At 61.2% G+C, this 22,723-nt stretch carries 18 protein-coding genes; 15 read left to right on the forward strand and 3 right to left on the reverse strand.

Features of this window, described 5'->3' with window-relative positions; genetic code table 11:
- Positions 1 to 33 precede the first annotated feature (33 nt).
- The 3 genes from carB (at position 34) to KHO23_RS04595 (ending at position 4,446) form a co-directional block, all read left to right on the forward strand.
- Positions 34 to 3,288, forward strand: coding sequence for a carbamoyl-phosphate synthase large subunit (carB, locus tag KHO23_RS04585; protein ID WP_211609864.1), 3,255 nt, complete (start codon positions 34 to 36; stop codon positions 3,286 to 3,288).
- Positions 3,289 to 3,439: 151 nt separating this feature from the next.
- Positions 3,440 to 3,916 (forward strand): transcription elongation factor GreA, encoded by a 477-nt coding sequence (gene greA / locus KHO23_RS04590; RefSeq protein WP_097389983.1) that lies wholly within the window; start codon positions 3,440 to 3,442, stop codon positions 3,914 to 3,916.
- 20 nt (positions 3,917 to 3,936) lie between these two features.
- Positions 3,937 to 4,446, forward strand: a complete 510-nt coding sequence (locus tag KHO23_RS04595; protein WP_097393398.1) for a DUF4149 domain-containing protein — start codon at positions 3,937 to 3,939, stop codon at positions 4,444 to 4,446.
- 151 nt (positions 4,447 to 4,597) lie between these two features.
- On the opposite strand, the gene KHO23_RS04600 is transcribed toward KHO23_RS04595, so the two are convergent.
- A complete protein-coding gene (locus KHO23_RS04600; RefSeq protein WP_211609865.1) occupies positions 4,598 to 5,128 on the reverse strand; it encodes a YhbY family RNA-binding protein in 531 nt (176 codons plus the stop codon).
- A 182-nt stretch (positions 5,129 to 5,310) separates the two neighbouring features.
- On the opposite strand from KHO23_RS04600, the gene KHO23_RS04605 reads away from it, so the two are divergent.
- From KHO23_RS04605 to phoR, 11 genes are all read left to right on the forward strand, one after another.
- On the forward strand, positions 5,311 to 5,973 hold the full coding sequence (locus KHO23_RS04605; protein WP_054036258.1) for an RlmE family RNA methyltransferase: 663 nt from the start codon (positions 5,311 to 5,313) through the stop codon (positions 5,971 to 5,973).
- A 189-nt stretch (positions 5,974 to 6,162) separates the two neighbouring features.
- On the forward strand, positions 6,163 to 8,052 hold the full coding sequence (gene ftsH, locus KHO23_RS04610; RefSeq protein WP_211609866.1) for an ATP-dependent zinc metalloprotease FtsH: 1,890 nt from the start codon (positions 6,163 to 6,165) through the stop codon (positions 8,050 to 8,052).
- 83 nt (positions 8,053 to 8,135) lie between these two features.
- Complete coding sequence (folP, locus tag KHO23_RS04615) at positions 8,136 to 9,035, forward strand: dihydropteroate synthase (protein ID WP_211609867.1); 900 nt, start codon at positions 8,136 to 8,138, stop codon at positions 9,033 to 9,035.
- Positions 9,036 to 9,063: 28 nt separating this feature from the next.
- Entirely contained in the window at positions 9,064 to 10,422 is a 1,359-nt protein-coding gene (glmM, locus tag KHO23_RS04620; RefSeq protein ID WP_211609868.1) for a phosphoglucosamine mutase, read from the forward strand.
- Positions 10,423 to 10,785: 363 nt separating this feature from the next.
- The gene (gene pstS / locus KHO23_RS04625; RefSeq protein ID WP_211609869.1) at positions 10,786 to 11,817 is read left to right on the forward strand and encodes a phosphate ABC transporter substrate-binding protein PstS; all 1,032 of its coding nucleotides are present in this window, start codon (positions 10,786 to 10,788) and stop codon (positions 11,815 to 11,817) included.
- A 143-nt stretch (positions 11,818 to 11,960) separates the two neighbouring features.
- Positions 11,961 to 12,962, forward strand: coding sequence for a phosphate ABC transporter permease PstC (pstC, locus tag KHO23_RS04630; RefSeq protein WP_211609870.1), 1,002 nt, complete (start codon positions 11,961 to 11,963; stop codon positions 12,960 to 12,962).
- Positions 12,959 to 13,855 (forward strand): phosphate ABC transporter permease PstA, encoded by an 897-nt coding sequence (pstA, locus tag KHO23_RS04635; RefSeq protein WP_211609871.1) that lies wholly within the window; start codon positions 12,959 to 12,961, stop codon positions 13,853 to 13,855. Before pstC ends, pstA begins: the two co-directional genes overlap by 4 nt.
- A gap of 17 nt (positions 13,856 to 13,872) precedes the next feature.
- Entirely contained in the window at positions 13,873 to 14,721 is an 849-nt protein-coding gene (gene pstB / locus KHO23_RS04640; protein ID WP_211609872.1) for a phosphate ABC transporter ATP-binding protein PstB, read from the forward strand.
- A 32-nt stretch (positions 14,722 to 14,753) separates the two neighbouring features.
- Positions 14,754 to 15,458: a phosphate signaling complex protein PhoU gene (phoU, locus tag KHO23_RS04645; RefSeq protein ID WP_211609873.1), complete on the forward strand. Its 705-nt coding sequence runs from the start codon at positions 14,754 to 14,756 to the stop codon at positions 15,456 to 15,458.
- Between the two features lie 26 nt (positions 15,459 to 15,484).
- Positions 15,485 to 16,186, forward strand: a complete 702-nt coding sequence (phoB, locus tag KHO23_RS04650; protein ID WP_028199153.1) for a phosphate regulon transcriptional regulator PhoB — start codon at positions 15,485 to 15,487, stop codon at positions 16,184 to 16,186.
- Between the two features lie 164 nt (positions 16,187 to 16,350).
- Entirely contained in the window at positions 16,351 to 17,664 is a 1,314-nt protein-coding gene (phoR, locus tag KHO23_RS04655; RefSeq protein ID WP_211609874.1) for a phosphate regulon sensor histidine kinase PhoR, read from the forward strand.
- Positions 17,665 to 17,774: 110 nt separating this feature from the next.
- On the opposite strand, the gene ppk1 is transcribed toward phoR, so the two are convergent.
- The gene (gene ppk1, locus KHO23_RS04660) at positions 17,775 to 19,838 is read right to left on the reverse strand and encodes a polyphosphate kinase 1 (RefSeq protein WP_211609875.1); all 2,064 of its coding nucleotides are present in this window, start codon (positions 19,836 to 19,838) and stop codon (positions 17,775 to 17,777) included.
- Between the two features lie 202 nt (positions 19,839 to 20,040).
- Here ppk1 and ppx point away from each other — a divergent pair, with 202 nt between their 5' ends.
- Positions 20,041 to 21,666, forward strand: coding sequence for an exopolyphosphatase (gene ppx / locus KHO23_RS04665; RefSeq protein ID WP_211609876.1), 1,626 nt, complete (start codon positions 20,041 to 20,043; stop codon positions 21,664 to 21,666).
- A gap of 103 nt (positions 21,667 to 21,769) precedes the next feature.
- Here ppx and KHO23_RS04670 read toward each other — a convergent pair whose 3' ends face one another.
- Entirely contained in the window at positions 21,770 to 22,582 is an 813-nt protein-coding gene (locus KHO23_RS04670) for a GNAT family N-acetyltransferase (protein ID WP_211609877.1), read from the reverse strand.
- Positions 22,583 to 22,723: the final 141 nt, after the last annotated feature.

Raw genomic sequence — 22,723 nt, forward strand, 5'->3', positions numbered from 1 at the left:
GAAAGAATTCAGGAATACATTAGCGAGAGCGTTATGCCCAAGCGGACAGACATCAAGAGCATCCTCATCATCGGCGCGGGTCCGATCATCATCGGCCAGGCGTGCGAGTTCGACTACTCGGGCGCGCAGGCATGCAAGGCGCTGCGTGAGGAAGGCTACAAGGTCATTCTCGTCAACAGCAATCCGGCGACGATCATGACCGACCCGAACACGGCCGACGTGACCTATATCGAGCCGATCACGTGGGAAGTGGTGGAGCGCATCATCGCCAAGGAGCGCCCGGACGCGATCCTGCCGACGATGGGTGGCCAGACCGCGCTGAACTGCGCGCTCGATCTCCACGCGCACGGCGTGCTGGACAAGTACAAGGTCGAGCTGATCGGCGCCTCGCCGGAAGCGATCGACAAGGCGGAAGACCGCCAGAAGTTCAAAGACGCGATGACCAAGATCGGCCTCGGTTCGGCCAAGTCAGGCACCGCGCATTCCATGGAAGAAGCGCTGCAGGTGCAGGCCGACATCGCTGTGCAAACGGGTAGCGGCGGTTATCCGGTCGTGATTCGTCCGTCGTTCACGTTGGGCGGATCCGGTGGCGGTATCGCGTACAACCGTGACGAATTCGAAGAGATCTGCAAGCGCGGTCTGGACCTGTCACCTACGCGCGAACTGTTGATCGAAGAGTCGCTGCTCGGCTGGAAAGAGTACGAGATGGAAGTGGTCCGCGACAAAAAGGACAACTGCATCATCGTTTGCTCGATCGAAAACCTGGACCCGATGGGCATCCACACCGGCGACTCGATTACCGTCGCGCCGGCGCAAACGCTCACGGACAAGGAATATCAGATCTTGCGTAACGCGTCGCTCGCCGTGCTGCGTGAAATCGGCGTGGATACGGGCGGATCGAACGTGCAGTTCTCGATCAATCCAAAAGACGGCCGCATGGTCGTGATCGAAATGAATCCGCGCGTGTCGCGCTCGTCGGCATTGGCGTCGAAAGCCACGGGCTTCCCGATCGCCAAGATCGCGGCGAAGCTCGCGGTCGGCTATTCGCTCGATGAACTGAAGAACGAAATCACCGGTGGCCAGACCCCGGCATCGTTCGAACCGACGATCGACTACGTCGTCACCAAGATTCCGCGTTTCGCGTTCGAGAAATTCCGCGAAGCCGATGCACGCCTGACCACGCAGATGAAGTCGGTCGGCGAAGTGATGGCCATTGGCCGCACCTTCCAGGAATCGTTCCAGAAGGCGCTGCGCGGTCTGGAAGTGGGCGTGGACGGTCTGGACGACAAGACCACCAATCGCGACGAGATCATCCGCGAGATCGGCGAAGCCGGTCCGGACCGCATCTGGTATGTCGGTGACGCGTTCCGTATCGGCATGACGGCCGAAGAGATCTTCGAAGAAACCTCGATTGATCCGTGGTTCCTCGCGCAGATCGAACAGATCATCCTGAAGGAAAAGGCGCTGGCAGGCCGCACGCTGGCAAGCCTGTCGAAGGAAGAACTCAAGTACGTGAAGCAAAGCGGCTTCTCGGACCGTCGTCTGGCGAAGCTGCTCGGCGCGAAGCCGGCGGAAGTGCGCCAGCGTCGTATCGAGCTAAACGTGCGCCCGGTCTACAAGCGCGTCGACACGTGCGCGGCCGAGTTCGCCACGAAAACCGCCTACATGTACTCGACCTACGAGGAAGAGTGCGAAGCGAACCCGACCAACAACAAGAAGATCATGGTGCTGGGCGGCGGCCCGAACCGGATCGGCCAGGGTATCGAGTTCGACTACTGCTGCGTGCACGCCGCGCTCGCCATGCGCGAAGACGGCTACGAAACGATCATGGTCAACTGCAACCCTGAAACCGTTTCGACCGACTACGACACGTCCGATCGTCTGTACTTCGAATCGCTGACACTCGAAGACGTGCTCGAAATCGTCGACAAGGAAAAGCCGGTCGGCGTGATCGTTCAGTACGGCGGTCAAACGCCGCTGAAGCTTGCGCTCGATCTCGAAGCGAACGGTGTGCCGATCGTCGGCACGTCGCCGGACATGATCGACGCCGCTGAAGACCGCGAGCGTTTCCAGAAGCTGCTGCAGGACCTCGGCCTGCGTCAACCTCCGAACCGTACCGCGCGTGCTGAAGATGAAGCGCTGAAGCTCGCCGAGGAAATCGGCTATCCGCTGGTGGTGCGTCCGTCGTACGTGCTTGGCGGCCGCGCCATGGAAATCGTCCACGAGCCGCGCGACCTCGAGCGCTACATGCGCGAGGCCGTGAAGGTGTCGAACGATTCGCCGGTGCTGCTCGACCGCTTCCTCAACGACGCGATCGAGTGCGACGTGGATTGCATCTCCGACGGCGAAGCCGTGTTCATCGGCGGCGTGATGGAGCACATCGAACAGGCGGGTGTCCACTCGGGCGACTCGGCTTGCTCGCTGCCGCCGTACTCGCTGTCGAAGGAAACCATTGCTGAGTTGAAGCGCCAGACCGGCGCAATGGCGAAGGCGCTGAACGTGATCGGCCTGATGAACGTGCAGTTCGCGATCCAGCAAGTGCCACAGGCAGATGGTTCGAAGGAAGACGTCATCTACGTGCTGGAAGTGAACCCGCGTGCATCGCGTACGGTGCCGTACGTGTCGAAGGCGACCAGCCTGCCGCTCGCGAAGATCGCAGCGCGCGCGATGGTCGGCCAGAAGCTCGCTGACCAGGGTGTGACGAAGGAAATCGATCCGCCGTACTTCAGCGTGAAGGAAGCCGTGTTCCCGTTCGTCAAGTTCCCGGCAGTCGATCCGGTGCTCGGACCGGAAATGCGTTCGACCGGTGAAGTGATGGGCGTGGGCCAGACGTTCGGTGAGGCGCTGTTCAAGTCGCAACTCGCGGCCGGTTCGCGTCTGCCGGAGTCGGGCACGGTGCTGCTGACCGTGATGGACGCCGACAAGGCGAAGGCCGTCGAAGTCGCGCGCATGCTGCACGAACTCGGCTATCCGATCGTCGCGACCAAGGGTACGGCTGCCGCGATCGAAGCGGCCGGCGTGCCGGTCAAGGTCGTCAACAAGGTGAAGGACGGTCGTCCGCACATCGTCGACATGATCAAGAACGGCGAAATCGCGCTGGTCTTCACGACCGTCGACGAAACGCGCGCGGCGATCGCCGATTCGCGCTCGATTCGTATGAGCGCTCAGGCGAACAAGGTCACGTACTACACGACAATGTCCGGCGCACGGGCGGCGGTTGAAGGTTTGCGCTATTTGAAGAACCTGGAAGTCTATGATTTACAAGGCCTCCACGCTCGCCTAAACTAAGGCTTCGACTTCCTGTCCAAGATGTAAGTGCCGCGGTTAAGCGGCGTTCCGCAGGTGCTGTGGCCCGGGTTTTGCCCGGAACGTCAGCCTCTGCGGGATGCACTTAACCGCGGTGATTTTTTTTACGACTGTTTTTTGCATAGAGTTGTGTATGAGCACTGTTCCATTGACTAAGCGCGGCGCGGAAATGTTGCGCGATGAATTGCAGCGCCTGAAATCGGTTGAGCGTCCCTCGGTGATCAATTCGATCGCGGAAGCGCGTGCCCAGGGCGATCTGTCGGAAAACGCGGAATACGACGCGGCGAAGGAAAAGCAGGGCTTCGTCGAAGGCCGTATTGCCGAAATCGAATCGAAACTGGCCGGCGCGCAGGTCATCGACCCGTCCAAGGTGGAGGCGGACGGCCGCGTCGTGTTCGGCGCAACGCTCGAACTCGAAGACCTCGACTCGGGTGCGAAGGTCAAATACCAGATCGTCGGCGACGACGAAGCGGACATCGACCACGGTCTGATCTCGATCAGCTCGCCGATCGCGCGCGCGTTGATCGGCAAGTCGGAAGGCGACGTGGCATCGGTGCAGGCTCCTGGCGGCGTGCGCGAGTACGAAATCATCGCGGTTAGCTACGTTTGAAGGCGGCGCCGGTGTCCTTGATGCCGCATCGACTGTTCCGTCTGTTGACGGTAGTGTGGGTCGGTAGTCTGTTGACTATCGGCTATGCCGTCGCGCCGGTGCTGTTCACGTCGCTCGACCGCATGACGGCGGGCGCCGTGGCGGCGCAACTGTTTCGCATCGAGGGCGTGCTGGGCGCGGTGTGCGGCATTTTGCTGCTGGGTTTGGCGAACGTACTGGTTCGTCGCGGCAGCGACGCGTATCGTCGTTTGCGCTGGTTGATCGCCGGTATGCTGGTGTGCGTGCTGGTGGGTTACTTTGCGTTGCAGCCGTTCATGAATGCCATGCGCATTGCCGCGCTGGAAGCGGGCAGTGATGTCGGACATTCGGCTTATGCGACGCGCTTCGGTATCCTGCACGGCGTGTCGAGTCTGTTTTACCTGATCGAAAGCCTGCTGGGCGTGGCGCTGGTGTGGAAGCTGCCGGCGAGCGTCGGCGTCGTGACGGCAGAGCAGGGCGCTCGCAGTGCTGCGGGGAAGGTAACCAGTTGAGTGGTGCTGCTACGGCTTGCCCTAGCTGATTTCCCCGTCGCTCAACTCAAGCGGCATGGGGTCTGGGCGGAATTAGCCCGGCTGGGTTAGCCAGTCGGCCTGAGCCGTTCATGCCAAGGTGCGGACACCGCCCGCACCCCTCATCATTCGCTTACTTCGACGACTGATGCGAGCGCTTCGCGCTGGTCTGGCGTTTCTTGGCGCGCTTGATGTTGCCGCCTTGCGTGACACGTTCATTGCCGCGCACCACGACCGCCTTTGCCTTCGGCTTGCGCATCGGGATTTCGCTGGGCTTCACCACGGTGACCACGCGCGGTGCGCGGCCTTTACCCGGTTTGGCTTCGACTGCCGCTTCGCGGGCGCTCGGCAGGGCGCCGCGCTTGGCCTTGACAGCCGGTTGCGCTGCCGCTTCCGGCTTCCAGATCACCAGCAGCTTGCCGATATGCTGGATCGGCGCGGCGCTCAGCTTGTCGCAGATTTCTTCGTAGATGGCGATGCGTTCTTCGCGTTCGTCGCCGAACACGCGGATTTTGATCAGTTGATGCGCGCCAAGGTGGACCTTGATCTCCGACAGCACAGCGTCGGTCAAGCCTTCGGCGCCGACGAGCACGACCGGTTTGAGCGCATGTGCCTGGGAGCGCAATTCGGCGCGTTGATCGGAAGAGACTTTAAGGGCTGGCATGGAAAGTGGGAGACTCGACTAAAATGGCGGCACCTGCATTTCCGAGAGATTCGGCCAATAGCGCAGGGCGGCGCGTCAGAACAACAGAATCGCGGATGACTGCCAGTTTTGGCGGTGGCCGCGCGAATTAACCGCGTATTATCCCCTAAAGCGCCACATTTCGCAGCAAGAGTTCACCTTTAATGGCAAAAAACAAGTTCAACACCGCGTGGCTGCACGATCACATCAACGACCCGTACGTCAAAATGGCGCAGCGGGAGGGCTATCGCGCCCGCGCAGCCTACAAGCTGAAGGAAATCGACGAGCAGGACAAGCTCATCAGGCCAGGCCAGGTGATCGTCGACCTCGGCTCGGTGCCCGGTAGCTGGAGCCAGTACGCCCGTAACAAGCTCGCCAAGGGCTCGCAGCGCGACGCCGAGCGCGAGGGCGGCATCGACGGCACGATCATCGCGCTGGACATGCTGCCGATGGAGCCGATCGCCGACGTCCATTTCATTCAGGGCGACTTCCGCGAAGACTCGGTTCTCGAGCAACTCGAAGAATTAGTCGGGGAACGCCAGGTTGATCTTGTAATTTCGGATATGGCGCCCAACCTGTCGGGAGTGGCGGTGGCGGATGCCGCGCGAATCGAGCACCTGTGCGATATCGCGATGGAATTCTCGCAAAACCACTTGAAGCCGGATGGCGCCCTTTTAGTCAAATGTTTTCATGGCAGCGGTTATAGCCAGATTGTCGAAAAGTTCAAGCGCCAGTTCAAGGTGGTGGCGGCCCGCAAGCCGAAAGCCTCGCGGGATAAGTCGTCAGAAACATTTATTTTGGGTAAGCATCTCAAGCGGCCCGCATAGGCTCGCTGCAGGAAGGTTCCGCATCTGCCGATAAGGTGCCCATGGCGCCGGAAATTGGCGCCCTGATGGTCCGCTACGCTATTTATGTGGTAGCGAAACCTTATGGCAGGGGTCTGCGGACTGGATTAGAATGCTTTCGTGGTGCCGCAAGGAAAATGTAGGCGCCCGTCTAAGTGAAGGAGTGGTGCTTTGAACAACAATATGTTTTCGAAAGCAGCAGTGTGGCTGGTTATCGCACTGGTGCTGTTTACGGTGTTCAAGCAGTTCGACAAGCCCCGTGTCCAGGAAGGCGTTTCCTATTCGCAGTTCATGGACGACGCAAAGAACGGCAAGGTCAAGACTGTCATCGTTCAGGGGCGGAACCTCACGGTCACTCCAGCAGACGGCCAGAAGTACCAGATCGTGTCGCCCGGCGACATCTGGATGGTCGGCGATCTGATGAAGTATGGCGTTCAGGTGAGCGGCAAGGCTGATGACGAACCGAATGCGCTGGTGTCCGCGCTGTACTACCTCGGACCTACGATCCTGATTATCGGGTTCTGGTTCTACATGATGCGACAGATGCAGGGGGGCGGGAAAGGTGGTGCGTTCTCGTTCGGTAAATCCCGTGCACGTCTGATCGACGAAAACAACAACGCAATCAATTTCACCGACGTCGCTGGTTGCGACGAAGCCAAGGAAGAAGTCTCCGAACTGGTCGACTTCCTGCGCGATCCGCAGAAGTTCCAGAAACTGGGTGGGCGCATTCCGCGCGGCGTGCTGCTGGTCGGCCCGCCGGGAACCGGTAAGACGTTGCTGGCGCGTGCTATCGCCGGTGAAGCGAAGGTGCCGTTCTTCAGCATCTCGGGTTCGGACTTCGTGGAAATGTTCGTGGGTGTCGGCGCGGCGCGTGTGCGCGACATGTTCGAGCAGGCCAAGAAGCATGCGCCGTGTATCGTGTTCATCGACGAAATCGACGCGGTCGGCCGCCATCGTGGCGCCGGCATGGGCGGCGGTAACGACGAACGCGAACAGACCTTGAATCAGATGCTGGTCGAGATGGACGGTTTCGAGGCGAACTCGGGCGTGATCGTGATCGCTGCCACGAACCGTTCGGACGTGCTGGACAAGGCGCTGCTGCGTCCGGGCCGTTTCGACCGTCAGGTGTACGTTGGTCTGCCGGACATCCGCGGCCGCGAACACATCATGAAGGTTCACCTGCGCAAGGTGCCGATTTCGAACGACGTCGACGCAGCGGTGATCGCACGTGGCACGCCGGGCTTCTCGGGCGCCGATCTGGCGAACCTTGTGAACGAAGCAGCCTTGTTCGCGGCTCGCCGCGGCAAGCGCATCGTCGAGATGGCGGATTTCGAAGACGCGAAAGACAAGATCTTCATGGGTCCGGAGCGTAAGTCGGCCGTGATTCGCGAAGAATCGAAGCGTGCGACGGCGTATCACGAGTCGGGCCATGCGGTGATTGCCAAGCTGTTGCCGAAGGCTGATCCGGTGCACAAGGTCACGATCATTCCGCGCGGCCGTGCGCTGGGTGTGACGTGGCAGTTGCCGGAACATGACAACGAAACGTATTCGAAGGACTACCTGCTGGATCGCCTCGCGATCCTGTTCGGTGGCCGTGTCGCGGAAGAGTTGTTCCTGAACCTGATCAGCACCGGCGCATCAGACGACTTCAACAAGGCAACGGCTACGGCCCGCGCCATGGTGGCTCGCTTCGGTATGACGGACGCCCTCGGACCGATGGTCTACGTCGACGACGAAAACGATGCAACGCCGTTTGGCCGTGGCTTCACGCGGACCATTTCGGAAGCGACGCAGCAAAAGGTCGACGCGGAAATCCGCCGCGTGCTGGACGAGCAGTACAACCTCGCGAAGCGCCTGCTGGACGAAAACCGCGACAAGGTTGAAGCGATGACCGCCGCGCTGATGGAGTGGGAAACGATCGACGCCGATCAGATCAACGACATCATGGCAGGCCGTCCGCCGCGCTCGCCGAAGAGCTCGCCGCCGTCGGTTGGTGACGCCTCGTCGGGTGGTAGCCCGGGCACCGAGGTCAAGCCGGGCAACGCGACCGCGCCGGCCTGATAGGCGATCATTAGAAAGTGCGGGCCGGTGTGTTTCACACCGGCCCGTTTTGCATTTATTCGTTTTACTTGATTAACCGCTACGTGTCGAAAGTCGAATTTCCTTCTTTTCCGATCCCTGAACCGCTGCAATGCGGCCGCTTCAAGCTGACTTTTGAACGCCCGTTGGTCATGGGCATCCTGAACGTCACGCCCGATTCTTTTTCCGATGGCGGCCAGTACGCGATGCGCGGCGATGCCTTGCGTCAGGCCGAGCGCATGCTGCTCGACGGCGCGGACATCATCGACATCGGCGGCGAGTCGACCCGCCCGGGTGCGCCGCCAGTGCCGCTCGACGAAGAACTGGAGCGGGTGATCCCGCTGATCGAACTACTGCACGGCGCGAATGTGCCGCTGTCCATCGATACGTACAAGCCTGAAGTGATGCGCCGAGCGCTGGCCGCGGGCGCCGACCTGGTCAACGACATCTGGGGCTTCCGGATGCCCGGTGCGATCGATGCCGTGCGCGGCAGCGAATGCGGTTTGTGCGTGATGCATATGTTCGGCGAGCCGCAGACCATGCAACTTCTCGAGCCCGACTATAAAGACGTGGTGAGCGAGGTTCGGCAGTTTCTCGAAGAACGGGTGGCGACCCTGAAGCAGGCGGGCATTGCCCGTGCGCGCATCAGCGTGGATCCGGGCTTTGGATTCGGCAAGGCGGTGGTCGAAGACAATTACGCACTGCTTGCACACCTGCCAGACACGGCGCCGCGGGCCGAGCCGCCGTACCCCATTCTCGCCGGCATGTCGCGCAAGTCGATGGTCGGCGCGGTCGTCGGGCGCCCGGCGCCGGAGCGCGTCGCAGGCAGCCTTGCCGCCGCGGTGTGTGCCGCCGAGCGCGGCGCGGCCATTTTGCGCGTGCACGATGTCGCGCAAACCGTAGATGCATTAAAAGTTTGGGCAACCATGCGCGACGCGGCGAACCACAGCCGCGCGCGGGGCTGACCCCAAAAGCCAAGGAGGAACATAAAAGATGGCACGTCAATATTTCGGTACAGACGGGATTCGGGGCAAGGTCGGCGAAGGCCCCATTACGCCGGAGTTTGTATTGCGGCTCGGCTACGCCGCCGGCAAAGTGCTCGCGGGCGCGGACCGCTGGGCCAGAACGGGCACACGGCCCACGGTGCTGATCGGTAAAGACACACGGGTTTCAGGCTACATGCTCGAAGCCGCGCTTGAAGCGGGCTTTTCCGCGGCCGGCGTCGACGTTATGCTGGCCGGGCCGATGCCGACCCCGGGGATCGCCTATCTGACGCGCGCACTGCGGCTCGCCGCAGGCGTTGTGATCAGTGCGTCGCACAACCCGTACTACGACAACGGCATCAAATTCTTTTCCGCCGACGGCAACAAGCTGCCCGACGAAGTGGAATTGCAGATCGAAGAACAACTCGATCTGCCGCTCGCATGCGCCGCCTCCGAGCAACTCGGTAAGGCGCGGCGCCTTGACGACGCAGCCGGCCGCTACATCGAATTTTGCAAGAGCACCTTCCCCGCGGCGTTCGATTTGCGCGGACTGAAGCTGGTGGTCGACTGCGCTCACGGCGCTGCGTACGACGTTGCGCCGCACGTGTTCCACGAACTCGGCGCCGATGTGATTCCTATCGGCGTCGCGCCGAACGGTTTCAACATCAATGACGGCGTCGGCGCAACCGCTCCGGACGCACTAGTGCGGGCGGTGCGCGCGAACCACGCGGACCTCGGCATCGCACTCGACGGCGATGCCGACCGGCTGCAGGTCGTGGACGCGGCAGGCCGCCTGTATAACGGCGACGAGTTGCTGTACGTGCTGGTCAAGGACCGGATGGCGACCGACGGCAAAGTGGAAGGTGCGGTCGGCACCTTGATGACCAACATGGCGGTCGAAGTCGCACTGCAGAAAGCCGGCGTGAAATTCGTCCGCGCGGCGGTGGGCGACCGTTACGTGCTCGAGCAGCTACGTGAGCACGGCTGGCAACTGGGCGCAGAAGGCTCCGGACATATTCTCTCCCTTGACCGCCATTCGACCGGCGACGGCATCGTGTCGGCCCTGCTGGTGCTGGCCGCGATGAAGCGCAGCGACAAAACGCTCGCCGAATTGCTCCACGGCGTCACGCTGTTTCCGCAGAAGTTGATCAATGTGCGGATGCAGCCCGGGGCGGACTGGAAGGGCAGTGACGCGATCCGCCGCGCCATCAGCAAAGCTGAAGAAGCGCTAAACGGTCGCGGCCGGGTGCTGATTCGCGCTTCGGGCACCGAGCCCGTTCTGCGCGTGATGGTGGAAGCGGAAAATGTCAACGACGCGGTTCACCATGCCGAAACGATCTCCGACGCCGTAAAGCTGGCTACTGCCTAGATGCATTGATGCATTGCACAGGCTGATGATGGCGGGACGGCTCTGAATCAACCGTCCCGCCGTCATCCGGCCTTTTTCTACACTGCGTTGGACTGCCAGTACGACACTTGCAGCAAGCCAGGCGTACCCAAAATCATCCCCGTGCGCACACGCAAACGTTCGCGCCCCATCTTTTTCGCCTAATCTGTAAGACGACGTCTGAAACTCCGCCAAGCCGGCAATTCGTCCGCGCGAGCGCCTTTCATGTCAGTAATCCTACTGTCACATCCGTTTCACGGTTAGTCACGTTACTGTCACAAAGAGACCCTAAGCTTCGCGGTGTTCATGTTATTCGCTCACACCGCTCACACCCTTGGAGGTCTCATGAAATTGATGCAAACCGTGTTCGCTGGCGTCGCTGGCGCGCTTTTCGCGATCGCAGCGCAAGCCGCAGACATCACCGGCGCGGGCAGCACCTTCGCAGCACCGATCTACACGAAGTGGGCTGACGCCTACCAGAAGACGGGCGGCGGCAAGGTCAACTACCAGGGTATCGGCTCGTCGGGCGGTATCAAGCAGATCGAAGCGAAGACTGTCGATTTCGCCGGTTCGGACGCTCCGCTGAAGGACGACGAACTCGCGAAGGCAGGGCTGTTCCAGTTCCCGACGGTTGTTGGTGGCGTGGTCCCGGCTATCAACGTGCCGGGCGTGAAGGCTGGTGAACTGGTATTGTCGGGCGAAGTGCTCGGCGACATCTACCTGGGCAAGATCAAGAAGTGGAATGATCCGGCAATCGTCGCGTTGAACCCGAAGATCAAGCTGCCGGATACCGACATCGCCGTGGTTCGCCGCGCTGATGGTTCGGGCACGACGTTCATCTGGACGAACTACCTGTCGAAGGTCAACGCAGACTGGAAGGCGAAGGTCGGTGAAGGCGCAACGGTCAGCTGGCCGACGGGCACGGGCGGCAAGGGCAACGACGGCGTCGCAGCTTTCGTTCAACGTCTGCCGGGCGCAATCGGTTACGTGGAATGGGCGTACGCGAAGCAGAACCACATGACGTACGTCTCCCTGAAGAACTCGACGGGCGCTGTGGTCGAGCCGAAGACGGAAACGTTCAAGGCAGCGGCGGCTGGTGCTGACTGGTCGAAGTCGTTCTATCAGATCCTGACGAACGAGCCGGGCAAGGACGCATGGCCGGTCGTCGGCGCAACCTTCGTGCTGCTGCACACGGCGCAGGACAAGCCGGCGCAAGGCACGGAAACGCTGAAGTTCTTCGACTGGGCGTTCAAGAATGGCACCCAGGCTGCAAACGATCTGGACTACATTTCGTTGCCGGACTCGGTAACGGCGCAAATCCGCACGAAGTGGAAGGCGCAGGTTAAGGACGCTGCAGGCAAGCCGATCGCTGAGTAAGCGTTGCCGTAAAGCATCCAGCAAGACATTGGCCGTCCTCATTCGAGGACGGCCAATGGCATTACCCCGGCGACATTACGCCAGCATTACCCGCCGCGCGACAAGTGTCGTACGGCAACTGGAAACAGGTCAATCAGGCTCCCATGTCCGATATCCAAATAGCGTCTGGCGCGGCGAGATCGACGCCGCCCGGCAGCACGTCGCAGCAGAAAGCGCCCAGTCGCGCCGGCGACGTCATTTTCGGCGGCCTTGCCCGTCTCGCCGCCATCATCACCCTGTTGCTGCTCGGCGGTATCATCGTTTCACTGATCGTCGCCTCCCTGCCGTCGATCAAACAGTTCGGCCTCGCATTTCTGTGGACCTCCGACTGGGATCCCCCTAGCAAGCAATTTGGCGCACTGGTGCCTATCTACGGCACGATCGCGACCTCGCTCATTGCACTCATCATCGCGGTGCCCGTCAGCTTCGGCATCGCGCTTTTCCTGACCGAACTCTCGCCCGCGTGGCTGCGTCGCCCGCTTGGCGTGGCCATCGAACTGCTCGCCGCGATCCCGTCGATCGTCTACGGCATGTGGGGCCTGCTGGTGTTCGCGCCGATCTTCGCGCAGTGGTTCGAAAAGCCGCTTGGCGCCGTGCTGGGCGGCATCCCGTTCGTCGGCGCACTGTTTCAGGGGGCGCCGATCGGCATCGGTATCCTGTGCGCAGGTGTGATTCTCGCGATCATGATCATTCCGTACATCGCCTCGGTGATGCGCGACGTGTTCGAAGTCACGCCGGTCCTGCTGAAGGAATCGGCGTACGGCATCGGCTGCACGACCTGGGAAGTGATGTGGAAGATCGTGCTGCCCTTCACCAAGAGCGGCGTGATCGGTGGCGTGATGCTCGGCCTCGGCCGCGCACTCGGCGAGACGATGGCGGTGACTTTCGTGATCGGCAACACCAATCTGCTCGACAACGTGTCGCTGTTTTCGCCTGGTAACAGCATTACCTCGGCGCTCGCCAATGAGTTCGCGGAAGCGGATCCTGGTCTGCATACGTCGGCGCTGATGGAACTCGGCTTGATCCTGTTTGTGATTACTTTCATCGTGCTGGCGATCTCGAAGTTCATGCTGCTTCGCCTCGAAAAAGGGGAGGGCGCGAAATGAGCCAGCCCACCTTGAATATGCCGGGTTCGAACGACGAAGTCGCGCTCGAGGCAATGCGCGTGCGTCTGCAAGGCCGCCGCCGCACCAAGAATGCGATTGCGTTGACCATGTCGCTCGCGGCCATGGCGTTCGGCCTGCTGTGGCTCGTGTGGATTCTTTATACGACGCTACGCCTCGGCATTGGCGGCCTGTCGATCGAATTGTTCACGCAATCCACGCCGCCGCCGAACACCGATGGCGGCGGTCTCGCCAACGCGATCGTCGGCAGTCTGATGCTGGTTGTGCTCGCGACTTTCGTCGGCACGCCGATCGGCATTCTGGCGGGCGTCTATCTCGCCGAGTACGGTCAGAAGGGCTGGCTTGCGAGCGTCACGCGTTTCATCAACGACATTCTGCTGTCGGCGCCGTCGATCGTGGTGGGTCTGTTCGTCTACGCGCTGGTCGTCGCGAAGATGGGCCACTTCAGCGGTTGGGCGGGCGTGTTCGCGCTCGCGCTGCTGCAGATTCCGATCGTGATCCGTACTACGGAAAACATGCTGAAGCTGGTGCCGAATGCGCTGCGTGAAGCCGCTTTCGCGCTCGGCACGCCGAAGTGGAAGATGGTGCTGTCGATCACGCTGAAAGCGTCGATCGCCGGTATCGTCACGGGTGTGCTGCTCGGTGTCGCGCGTATTGCGGGTGAAACCGCGCCGCTGCTGTTCACCGCGCTGTCTAACCAGTTCTTCTCGCTGAACATGGACCAGCCGGTCGCGAACCTGCCGGTCACGATCTACAAGTTCGCGATGAGCCCGTTTGCGCAATGGCAATCGCTTGCGTGGGCCGGTGTCTTCCTGATCACGCTCGCGGTGCTGGGATTGAACATCCTCGCGCGCACGATCTTTTCGAATAAGTAAGGGCGGAGTCTAATCCGATGAATATGGCAGAAACTCAAATCAATCCGACCGCGCGTCCGACGGCGCCCGCCGGTTTCGATCCCGCCCAAAGCGGTCAGGCGCAAGCGCCGTCGAGTCCGAAGATCGAGATCAACGACCTGAACTTCTTCTACGGGAAGTATCACGCGTTGAAGAACATCAATCTGCGTATCCCCGAAGGCAAGGTGACCGCGTTCATCGGCCCGTCGGGTTGCGGCAAGTCCACCTTGCTGCGTACGCTCAACAAGATGTACGCGCTCTATCCGGAGCAACGCGCCGAAGGCGAGATCCTGATGGACGGCGAAAACCTGCTGACCTCCAAGCGCGATATTTCGCTGCTGCGCGCGCGGATCGGCATGGTGTTCCAGAAGCCGACGCCGTTTCCGATGTCGATCTACGACAACATCGCGTTCGGCGTGAAGATGTTCGAAACGCTGCCGCGCTCGGAAATGGACGATCGCGTGGAATGGGCGCTGACCAAGGCCGCGCTGTGGAACGAAGTGAAGGACAAATTGGGCCAGAGCGGCTATGGGTTGTCCGGCGGCCAGCAGCAGCGCCTGTGTATCGCGCGCGGTATTGCGATCCGTCCCGAAGTGCTGCTGCTCGACGAGCCGTGCTCCGCGCTGGACCCGATTTCCACGGGCCGTATCGAAGAGTTGATCGCTGAATTGAAGAGCGATTACACGGTGGTGATCGTCACTCACAACATGCAGCAGGCTGCGCGCTGTTCGGACTACACTGCCTATATGTACCTCGGCGAACTGATCGAATTCGGCGACACCGAAAAGATCTTCATCAAGCCGCTCCGCAAGGAAACCGAGGACTACATCACCGGCCGCTTCGGCTAAGCCGTCGACGAGCAAAAACAACGGAGTACGACATGTCCGATAAGCATCTGTCCAGCCAGTTCGACGCCGACCTGAACCTTGTTTCTTCGAAAGTCCTTGAAATGGGCGGTCTGGTCGAGTCGCAGATCGTCAACGCGATGATCGCGCTCAACAACTTCGACCTCGAAATCGCCGAACAGGTGATCGCGGCCGAAGAGCGCCTGAACACGATGGAAGTCGAGATCGACGAAGAGTGCAGCAACATCATCGCGCGCCGTCAGCCGGCCGCGCGCGACTTGCGCCTCCTGATCGCGATTTCGAAGACCATCACGAATCTCGAACGCGCCGGCGACGAAGCTGAAAAAATCGCCAAGCGCACCAAGCGCCTGATGGAAGACGGCGCCTCGCGCACCATCAACATCGCCGAGATCAAATTGTCGGGGGAAATGGCGGTGTCGATTCTGCGCCGCGCGCTGGACGCATTTGCGCGTCTGGACACGGTGGCCGCCGCGCAGATCGTGCGCGACGACAAGGCGATCGACGAAGAATTCCGAGCTTTCGTTCGCAAGCTGATTTCGTACATGACTGAAGATCCGCGGTCGATTTCGGTGGGCCTCGATTTCCTGTTCATCGCCAAGGCGATCGAACGGATCGGCGATCACGCGAAGAACATTGCCGAGTTCATCATTTACATCGTCAAGGGCACCGACGTGCGGCACAAGTCGCGCGACGCGCTCGAACGCGAAGCACTCAGTTAATCCAGAGATAAGGAACAGAGGTGCCGATGCCCAGCAGCATTCTCGTCATTGAAGATGAGCCCGCGATTTCCGAATTGATTTCGGTCAATCTTCAACACGCCGGACACTGCCCGATTCGCGCGTACAACGCGGAGCAGGCGCAGAACCTGATCAGCGACGTACTGCCCGACCTCGTTCTGCTCGACTGGATGTTGCCGGGCAAGTCAGGTATTGCGTTCGCCCGCGATCTGCGCAACAACGAGCGCACCAAGCACATCCCGATCATCATGCTGACCGCGCGCGGCGATGAACAGGACAAGGTGCTCGGCCTCGAAATCGGTGCTGACGACTACGTCACCAAGCCGTTTTCGCCGAAGGAACTGATGGCGCGTATCAAGGCGGTGCTGCGCCGCCGCGCCCCGCAGTTGACCGAAGACCTGGTCGCGATCAACGGACTGAAGCTCGATCCGGCGACGCACCGCGTGGCCGCCCATGCGGAAGGCAGCGAGATCAAGCTCGATCTCGGCCCGACTGAATTCCGTCTGTTGCACTTCTTCATGACGCACCCGGAGCGCGTGCACAGCCGCACGCAACTGCTCGATCAGGTGTGGGGCGACCACGTGTTCGTCGAAGAGCGCACGGTGGACGTGCACATCAAGCGTCTGCGCGCGGCGCTCAAGCCGGCGGGGTGCGATGCTATGATTGAGACGGTACGCGGCAGCGGCTACCGGCTCGCGAAGAGCGCCTGACTCTGCGGTAGTGCGAGTGGCGCTGCTTTAGCTGAGCGCGTCACGGTTGTCGCATACGTCATATAGGTCGCGTCGGTTAGCTCGGTTACCGGGTTACCGGGTCACGTCAGGCGCCGCGTTTTTCAGATGCCGGCGTGTACGTTTTTCTCTTCGATCGCTAGAACATGAACATCATCTGGGCGCGCTCCATCGTGTCGGTCGTGCTGCTGGCTGTTCTGTGCGTGGTGGTCGGCGCACTCGTGAACGTCAAGGCAGGGCTGATCCTCGCGATTGTCATGCTGCTCGCGCAGAGCCTTTTCAGCACCTTTCACAAGCAGCGTTTGTGGCGTCTGCTCGACGCACCGGTCTACGGTGAAGTGCCGAGCGCCCCCGGCATCTGGGGCGAAATCTACTACCGTTTGCATAAGCTTGCGAAGCGCTGGCATGCGCAGGTGCGTCAGGTCGAGCAGCAGCATTCGCGTTTCATCCAGGCGATCCAGGCTTCGCCGAACGGCGTGGCGATGCTCGACGATCACGATCAGATCGAGTGGTGCAACGCGATCTCCGAGCTTCATTTCGGACTCGATGCGAAACGGGATCTGCGCCAGCACATCACGCATCTGGTGCGTCAGCCCGATTTCGTGCGCTATCTGAATTCGCAGCGCTACGAACAGATGCTGATCATGCGCGGCATGGGCGACAAGCGCCAGAACGTGCTGTCGGTGCAGGTGTTTCCGTACGGCGAAAATCGCAAGCTGGTGCTGTCGCAAGATATCACCGAGCTGGAACGTACCGACGCGATGCGGCGTGACTTCGTCGCCAATGTCTCGCATGAATTGAAGACCCCGCTGACCGTGCTGTCGGGTTTTCTCGAGACGATGCGGGAACTGCCGTTGAGCGAAGCCGAGCGCGGGCGCTACCTCGAACTGATGGAGCAGCAGGCCTCGCGCATGCGTCATATCGTCAATGACCTGCTGGTGCTCGCGAAACTTGAAGGCGACAACAAGCCGCCGAGCGATCAGATGATCGATATGCGAGCGGTCCTGCGCCATCTTAGGGATGACGCTGAAAGCCTGTCGAGCGACCATCACAAGATCGTGTTCGATGCCGACGAAGGGCTCACCGTCACCGGCGTGGAAACGGAAATACTCAGCGCGCTTGGCAACCTCGTGACCAATGCGATCCGCTACACGCCGGACGGCGGTGCGATCGCGGTGACCTGGCACACCAATGGCGGCAGCGCGGTTTTTTCGGTCGCGGATAGCGGCCTGGGAATTCCGGCCGCGGACATTCCACGTCTGACCGAGCGCTTCTATCGCGTCGACCGCAGCCGCTCACGGGACACCGGCGGTACGGGCCTCGGTCTTGCCATCGTCAAGCATGTGCTGCAGCGGCACGATGCGCAGCTCGACGTGAAGAGCGAGGAGGGGCGTGGCAGCACGTTCACCGTGCGCTTCCCGGTGTACCGCACGGCGCGCCGGCAACCGGCGCCGGTCTAGGAATATTGGCCTGAAAAAAAAGCCCGCCTGTAGCAAAGGCGGGCTTTTTTATTGCGTGCCGCAGCTTAAGCGGCGTGCGAACACGATCAGGCAATCACGCCCTCACGAACTCACGAACAGAATTTCCCCAGCAGACTCATCTGCGCATTGCGCGACGATTTGCCCGGTCGCCGGCGCCGATAGTGACCGTCGCTCTGCATCAGCCACGCAGACTGATTGTCGCCGAGAAACGCCGACAGGCCTTCCGCAATCACACGCCGCTTCAAGCGACGATTGTTGATCGGAAACGCCACTTCCACACGCCGGAAGAAGTTACGGTCCATCCAGTCGGCGCTCGACAGGTACACCTGTTCCTTGCCTTCGTCGTAGAAATAGAAGATGCGATGATGCTCGAGGAATCGCCCAACGATCGAGCGCACCGTGATGTTCTCCGACAAACCCGGCACGCCCGGTTGCAACGAACACACGCCACGCACGATCAGATCGATCTTCACGCCGGCCTGCGATGCTTCGTACAGCTCGGCAATCACGGTGGGTTCGAGCAGCGCGTTCATCTTCGCGACAATGCGTGCCTTCTTGCCGGCACGCGCGTGTTCCGCTTCCGCGCGAATTGCGTCGACCAGTTTCGGATGCAGCGTGAACGGCGACTGCCACAACTCATGCAGCTTCAGTTCACCGCCGATGCCGGTCAATTGCTGGAACACGTGGTGCACGTCTTCGCAGATATTCTGATCGGCGGTCATTAGCGCGAAGTCGGTATAAAGACGCGCCGTGCGCGGATGATAGTTGCCGGTGCCCAGGTGCACGTAACGCTTGAGCGTGGTCTTGCCGCCCGACGATACGCGCCGTACGATCAGCATCATCTTCGCGTGGCACTTGTGGCCCACGACGCCGTAGACGACATGCGCGCCCACCGCTTCAAGCTGTGACGCCCAGTTAATATTGGTTTCTTCGTCGAAGCGCGCGAGCAGTTCGACCACCACCGTCACTTCCTTGCCGTTGCGCGCCGCTTGCATCAGCGCGTCCATCAGCGGGGAGTCGGTGCCGGTGCGATAGATGGTCTGCTTGATCGCCATCACGTTCGGGTCTTTAGCCGCCTGGAGCAGCAATTCGAGCACCGGCTGAAAGCTCTCGTAAGGATGATGCAGCAGCACGTCGCCCTGATCGATCACGTCGAACATGCTGGCGCTGTTGGAAATCTGCGGCGGAATCGCGGGGATGTGCGGTACGAACTTCAGGTCGGGCCGGTCCACCATCTCCGGCAATTGCATCAGCCGCACCAGATTGACGGGGCCGTTGGCGAAATAGCAATCCTTGGTGGTCAGGCTGCTTTCGTCGAGCAGGCGCCGCACGACATGCGCGGGCGTGTCCGCCGACACTTCGAGCCGCACCGCATTGCCCAGATGCCGTGCCGGCAGTTCGCCCTGCAACGCGACACGCAGGTTGGTGATTTCGTCTTCGTCGACAAACAGTTCGCTATTGCGCGTGATGCGAAACTGGTTACAGGTGCGCACCACGAGATTCGGGAACAGTTCGCCGACAAAGCGCTGCAGCAACGAGCTCAGCAGCACGAAACCATGCGGATAGCCCGACAGTTCCTGCGGCATGCGCACGAGCCGGGGCAAGGCACGCGGCGCCTGCACGATACCCATCATCGCCTGGCGGCCGAACGCGTCCTTGCCTTCGAGTTCGACCACGAAATTCAGGCTCTTGTTAAGCACACGCGGAAACGGGTGAGCCGGATCGAGGCCGATCGGCGTGAGCACCGGCAGCAGTTCGTCGAAGAAGTAGTTGCGCGCCCATTCGGTCTGCGCTTCGTTCCACGCTTCGGTGCCGTGAAAATAGATGCCTTCCGTTTCGAGCGCGGGAAACACCGTGTCGTTCAGCATGGTGTACTGGCGATGCACGAGTCTCTGCGCGCGCTCGACCACGAGGTCGTACACGTGCTGCAACGACATGCCGTCGGGCGACATCGCACCGGGGTTGTCGCGCATCTGTTCCTGCAGTCCGGCCATGCGGACTTCGAAGAATTCGTCGAGGTTGCTACTGGTAATGCAGATGAAGCGCAGGCGTTCGAGCAAAGGGACGGCAGGGTCGGCAGCTTGTGCCAACACACGCTCGTTGAAACCCAGAATGCCCAGCTCGCGATTCAATAAGGGGTAGCGGATGGACATCGGCAGCGAGAATGGAATGTCAGGAGGGGAGACGAAAAGACGCTCGGAAATTCTCACAGTATGATGACGTTGTTATGACATTCGCGATGTTATAAATTGTACGCCGTATTCGTCGCGTGTCGTAATTATGACGCAGTGCATATGGGACCATAGGGCACCCCCATTACTGCGAGGCGACATCGTGAGGCCCGGTACGCTTAGAATGGCGTCTTTGAACAGCGCGGCCGGCCATAAGGCGCCCAAGGCATCCAATGGACATCCGGCACCTTCCGGGTCCAACGCCGCCGCGCACGCGCGCATGGAGTCCGCTTACTCGATGGTCACAACTCCACAACTTCTTGCTGCCGTCGATCTCGGTTCGAACAGCTTCCGGCTGATCGTGGGCCGGGTCGAAGAAACCGACGCGGGCAGCCAGATCTATCAAGTCGACGCGTTGCGCGAGCCGGTGCGTCTTGCTGCCGGTCTGTCGAGCGACAAGATGCTCGACCGCGCCTCGCAGGTGCGCGGCTGGGATGCGCTCAAGCGTTTCGGCGAGCGGCTGCGCGACTTTCATCCCGATCACGTTCGCGCCGTCGCCACCAACACGCTGCGCATCGCCAAGAACGCCGGTGAATTTCTCGGCGAGGCGCAAGCCGCACTCGGCTTCCCGATCGAAGTGATTGCCGGGCGTGAAGAAGCACGTCTGATTTATGCAGGGGCTGCACACTCCGTGCCCGCGAGCGCGGGCAAGCGTCTCGTCGTGGATATCGGCGGCGGCTCGACGGAATTCATCATCGGTTCGCACTACACGCCGATCAAGATGGAGAGTCTGTATATCGGCTGCGTGAGCCATAGCCGCGCATTCTTCCCGGCAGGCAATGTCGACGAATACACGATGCGCCAGGCCGAACTCGCCGCGAGCCGTGAAATCCAGATCATTTCCGCGGAATACAAAAAAACCGGGTGGGAACAGGCCATCGGCTCGTCGGGCACTGCACGGGCGCTCGCCGAACTGGTCGAGGCAAACGGCTTCAACGATCCGGGTGTCACGCACGGCATCTCGCGCGGCGGGCTCGAGCGCCTCAAGCGCGCGCTGATCAAGGCGGAGAACGTCAATCGTCTGAAGCTGGTCGCGCTGAAGGCCGATCGTATTCCGGTGCTGGCCGGTGGGCTGTCGATCATGATCGCGGTGTTCGACGAACTCGGCGTTGATTACGTCGATACAACAGATGGCGCGCTGCGCCTCGGCGTGCTGTACGACCTGCTGGGCCGTGCGCAGCACGAAGACATGCGCACCTTGACGGCGGAAGGCTTCATGCGCCGTTATGGCGTGGATCGTGCGCAAGCCGGGCGTATCGGTGAGCTCGCGGTGCGCTTTTACGACCAGTTTGCCGAACCGGATGAAGAGCGCCGTGCCGAGAACCGCATGTTCCTCGGCTGGGCGGCGGCCTTGCACGAAATCGGACTGTCGATCTCCCACAGCGCCTATCACAAGCATTCGGCCTATATCGCCAGCAACGCCGACATGCCGGGTTTTTCACGTACCGACCAGGCGCGGCTCGCCGCGCTGGTGCTCGGCCACGCGGGGAAGCTCGGCAAGCTGTCGCAAACACGCGAAGTGGAATGGCCGCTGCTGTTCTGTCTGCGGCTCGCGGCGCTGCTGTGCCGCCGGCGTGCCGATGTCGGCTTGCCGGGTATCGCGGTCGCGCAGGTCAACGGCGGCTATGAGGTGCGTTTGCCGAACGAGTGGGTGGCTAACAATCCGCTGACCGACTACAGCCTGATCCAGGAAGCTGCGGAGTGGGAGAAGGTCGGCATCCCGTATCGCGTGGTCTACACGGACGATTGAGCATCACGCGTTGCAAATGAAAAAAGCCCGGCGGAATTCGTTCTGCCGGGCTTTTTTGTTTGCGTCGTTGCCCGCTGAATGAGCCGGGCCGTTTGTGCGGTAATTAGCGCGGCGACGCATCGCCGAGGAAGTGCCGCGCGTAACGCGCGTTGATATCCGTCAGACGCAACAGCGTCAGAAAATCCGCCGTGTTGAAGTCAGGATCCCAGGCCGGCGCGCCGCAAATCTTCGCACCGAGGCGCAGATAGCCTTTCACCAGCGGCGGCGGTGCGACGTCGGCGCCGGTCTGCAATTCTTCGACCGGCAGCGGCGTGTGCGGGAACGCGCGATATTCCGGCGCCGTCAGCGCGTTGTCACGCAGCGAGCAGTAGAGATTCGCCGCGTAGTGGCCACCGTCGACCATCGCGACGCTTGCGCAGCCGAGCATCGTCTCGTAGCCGTTGTGCTTCATGTACGCGGCGAGCCCTGCCCACAGCGACATGATCACCGAGCCGCTGCGATAGTCCGGGTGCACGCACGAGCGGCCCACTTCGACCATCTTCGCGCGCAGGTGCGTGAGGCGCGACACGTCGAATTCGCTTTCGGCATACAGGCGTCCGATACGGGCGGCCTGGTGCGGCGGCAGTGCGCGATAGGTGCCGACCACTTTCAGCGTGTCGAGATCGCGCACCAGCAGGTGATCGCAGTATGAATCGAACGAATCGACGTCGAGGCCGGCCGGGCCGGACAGGCGTGCGCCCATTTCATCGGCGAAGACACGGTAGCGCAGACGCTGGGCCTCGCGCAGTTCCTCGTCGGTGCGCGCCCACGTAACTTGCAGGCGATGCTGGGCGGTGACCGTCTCTTCGGCGCGCGGCAGGCGACGCGTTTCGAAGATCGAAGCCAGGGGCAGGGTGGGCGTCGGCAGTTCTCGCATGTGGCGTCCTGGTCGAAAAAAGGGAGATTTCTTTTTTCGCCAATGTAGTAACGCCTGGTGACGCTCGCATGGCAGAGCCGTGACGATTGGATGACGGCCCGTAAGCCGCATGCGCGCGGCTTGTAATGTCGGGGGCCGCGA

Source organism: Paraburkholderia haematera, from assembly GCF_905220975.1.
Lineage (GTDB): Bacteria > Pseudomonadota > Gammaproteobacteria > Burkholderiales > Burkholderiaceae > Paraburkholderia > Paraburkholderia haematera.

Coding starts and splice junctions, on each gene's coding strand:
- carB (WP_211609864.1), top strand. CDS start 34: ATGCCCAAGCGGACAGACATCAAGAGCATCCTCATCATCGGCGCGGGT.
- greA (WP_097389983.1), top strand. CDS start 3,440: ATGAGCACTGTTCCATTGACTAAGCGCGGCGCGGAAATGTTGCGCGAT.
- KHO23_RS04595 (WP_097393398.1), top strand. CDS start 3,937: ATGCCGCATCGACTGTTCCGTCTGTTGACGGTAGTGTGGGTCGGTAGT.
- KHO23_RS04600 (WP_211609865.1), bottom strand. CDS start 5,128: ATGCCAGCCCTTAAAGTCTCTTCCGATCAACGCGCCGAATTGCGCTCC.
- KHO23_RS04605 (WP_054036258.1), top strand. CDS start 5,311: ATGGCAAAAAACAAGTTCAACACCGCGTGGCTGCACGATCACATCAAC.
- glmM (WP_211609868.1), top strand. CDS start 9,064: ATGGCACGTCAATATTTCGGTACAGACGGGATTCGGGGCAAGGTCGGC.
- pstS (WP_211609869.1), top strand. CDS start 10,786: ATGAAATTGATGCAAACCGTGTTCGCTGGCGTCGCTGGCGCGCTTTTC.
- pstC (WP_211609870.1), top strand. CDS start 11,961: ATGTCCGATATCCAAATAGCGTCTGGCGCGGCGAGATCGACGCCGCCC.
- pstA (WP_211609871.1), top strand. CDS start 12,959: ATGAGCCAGCCCACCTTGAATATGCCGGGTTCGAACGACGAAGTCGCG.
- pstB (WP_211609872.1), top strand. CDS start 13,873: ATGAATATGGCAGAAACTCAAATCAATCCGACCGCGCGTCCGACGGCG.
- phoU (WP_211609873.1), top strand. CDS start 14,754: ATGTCCGATAAGCATCTGTCCAGCCAGTTCGACGCCGACCTGAACCTT.
- phoB (WP_028199153.1), top strand. CDS start 15,485: ATGCCCAGCAGCATTCTCGTCATTGAAGATGAGCCCGCGATTTCCGAA.
- phoR (WP_211609874.1), top strand. CDS start 16,351: ATGAACATCATCTGGGCGCGCTCCATCGTGTCGGTCGTGCTGCTGGCT.
- ppk1 (WP_211609875.1), bottom strand. CDS start 19,838: ATGTCCATCCGCTACCCCTTATTGAATCGCGAGCTGGGCATTCTGGGT.
- ppx (WP_211609876.1), top strand. CDS start 20,041: ATGGCGTCTTTGAACAGCGCGGCCGGCCATAAGGCGCCCAAGGCATCC.
- KHO23_RS04670 (WP_211609877.1), bottom strand. CDS start 22,582: ATGCGAGAACTGCCGACGCCCACCCTGCCCCTGGCTTCGATCTTCGAA.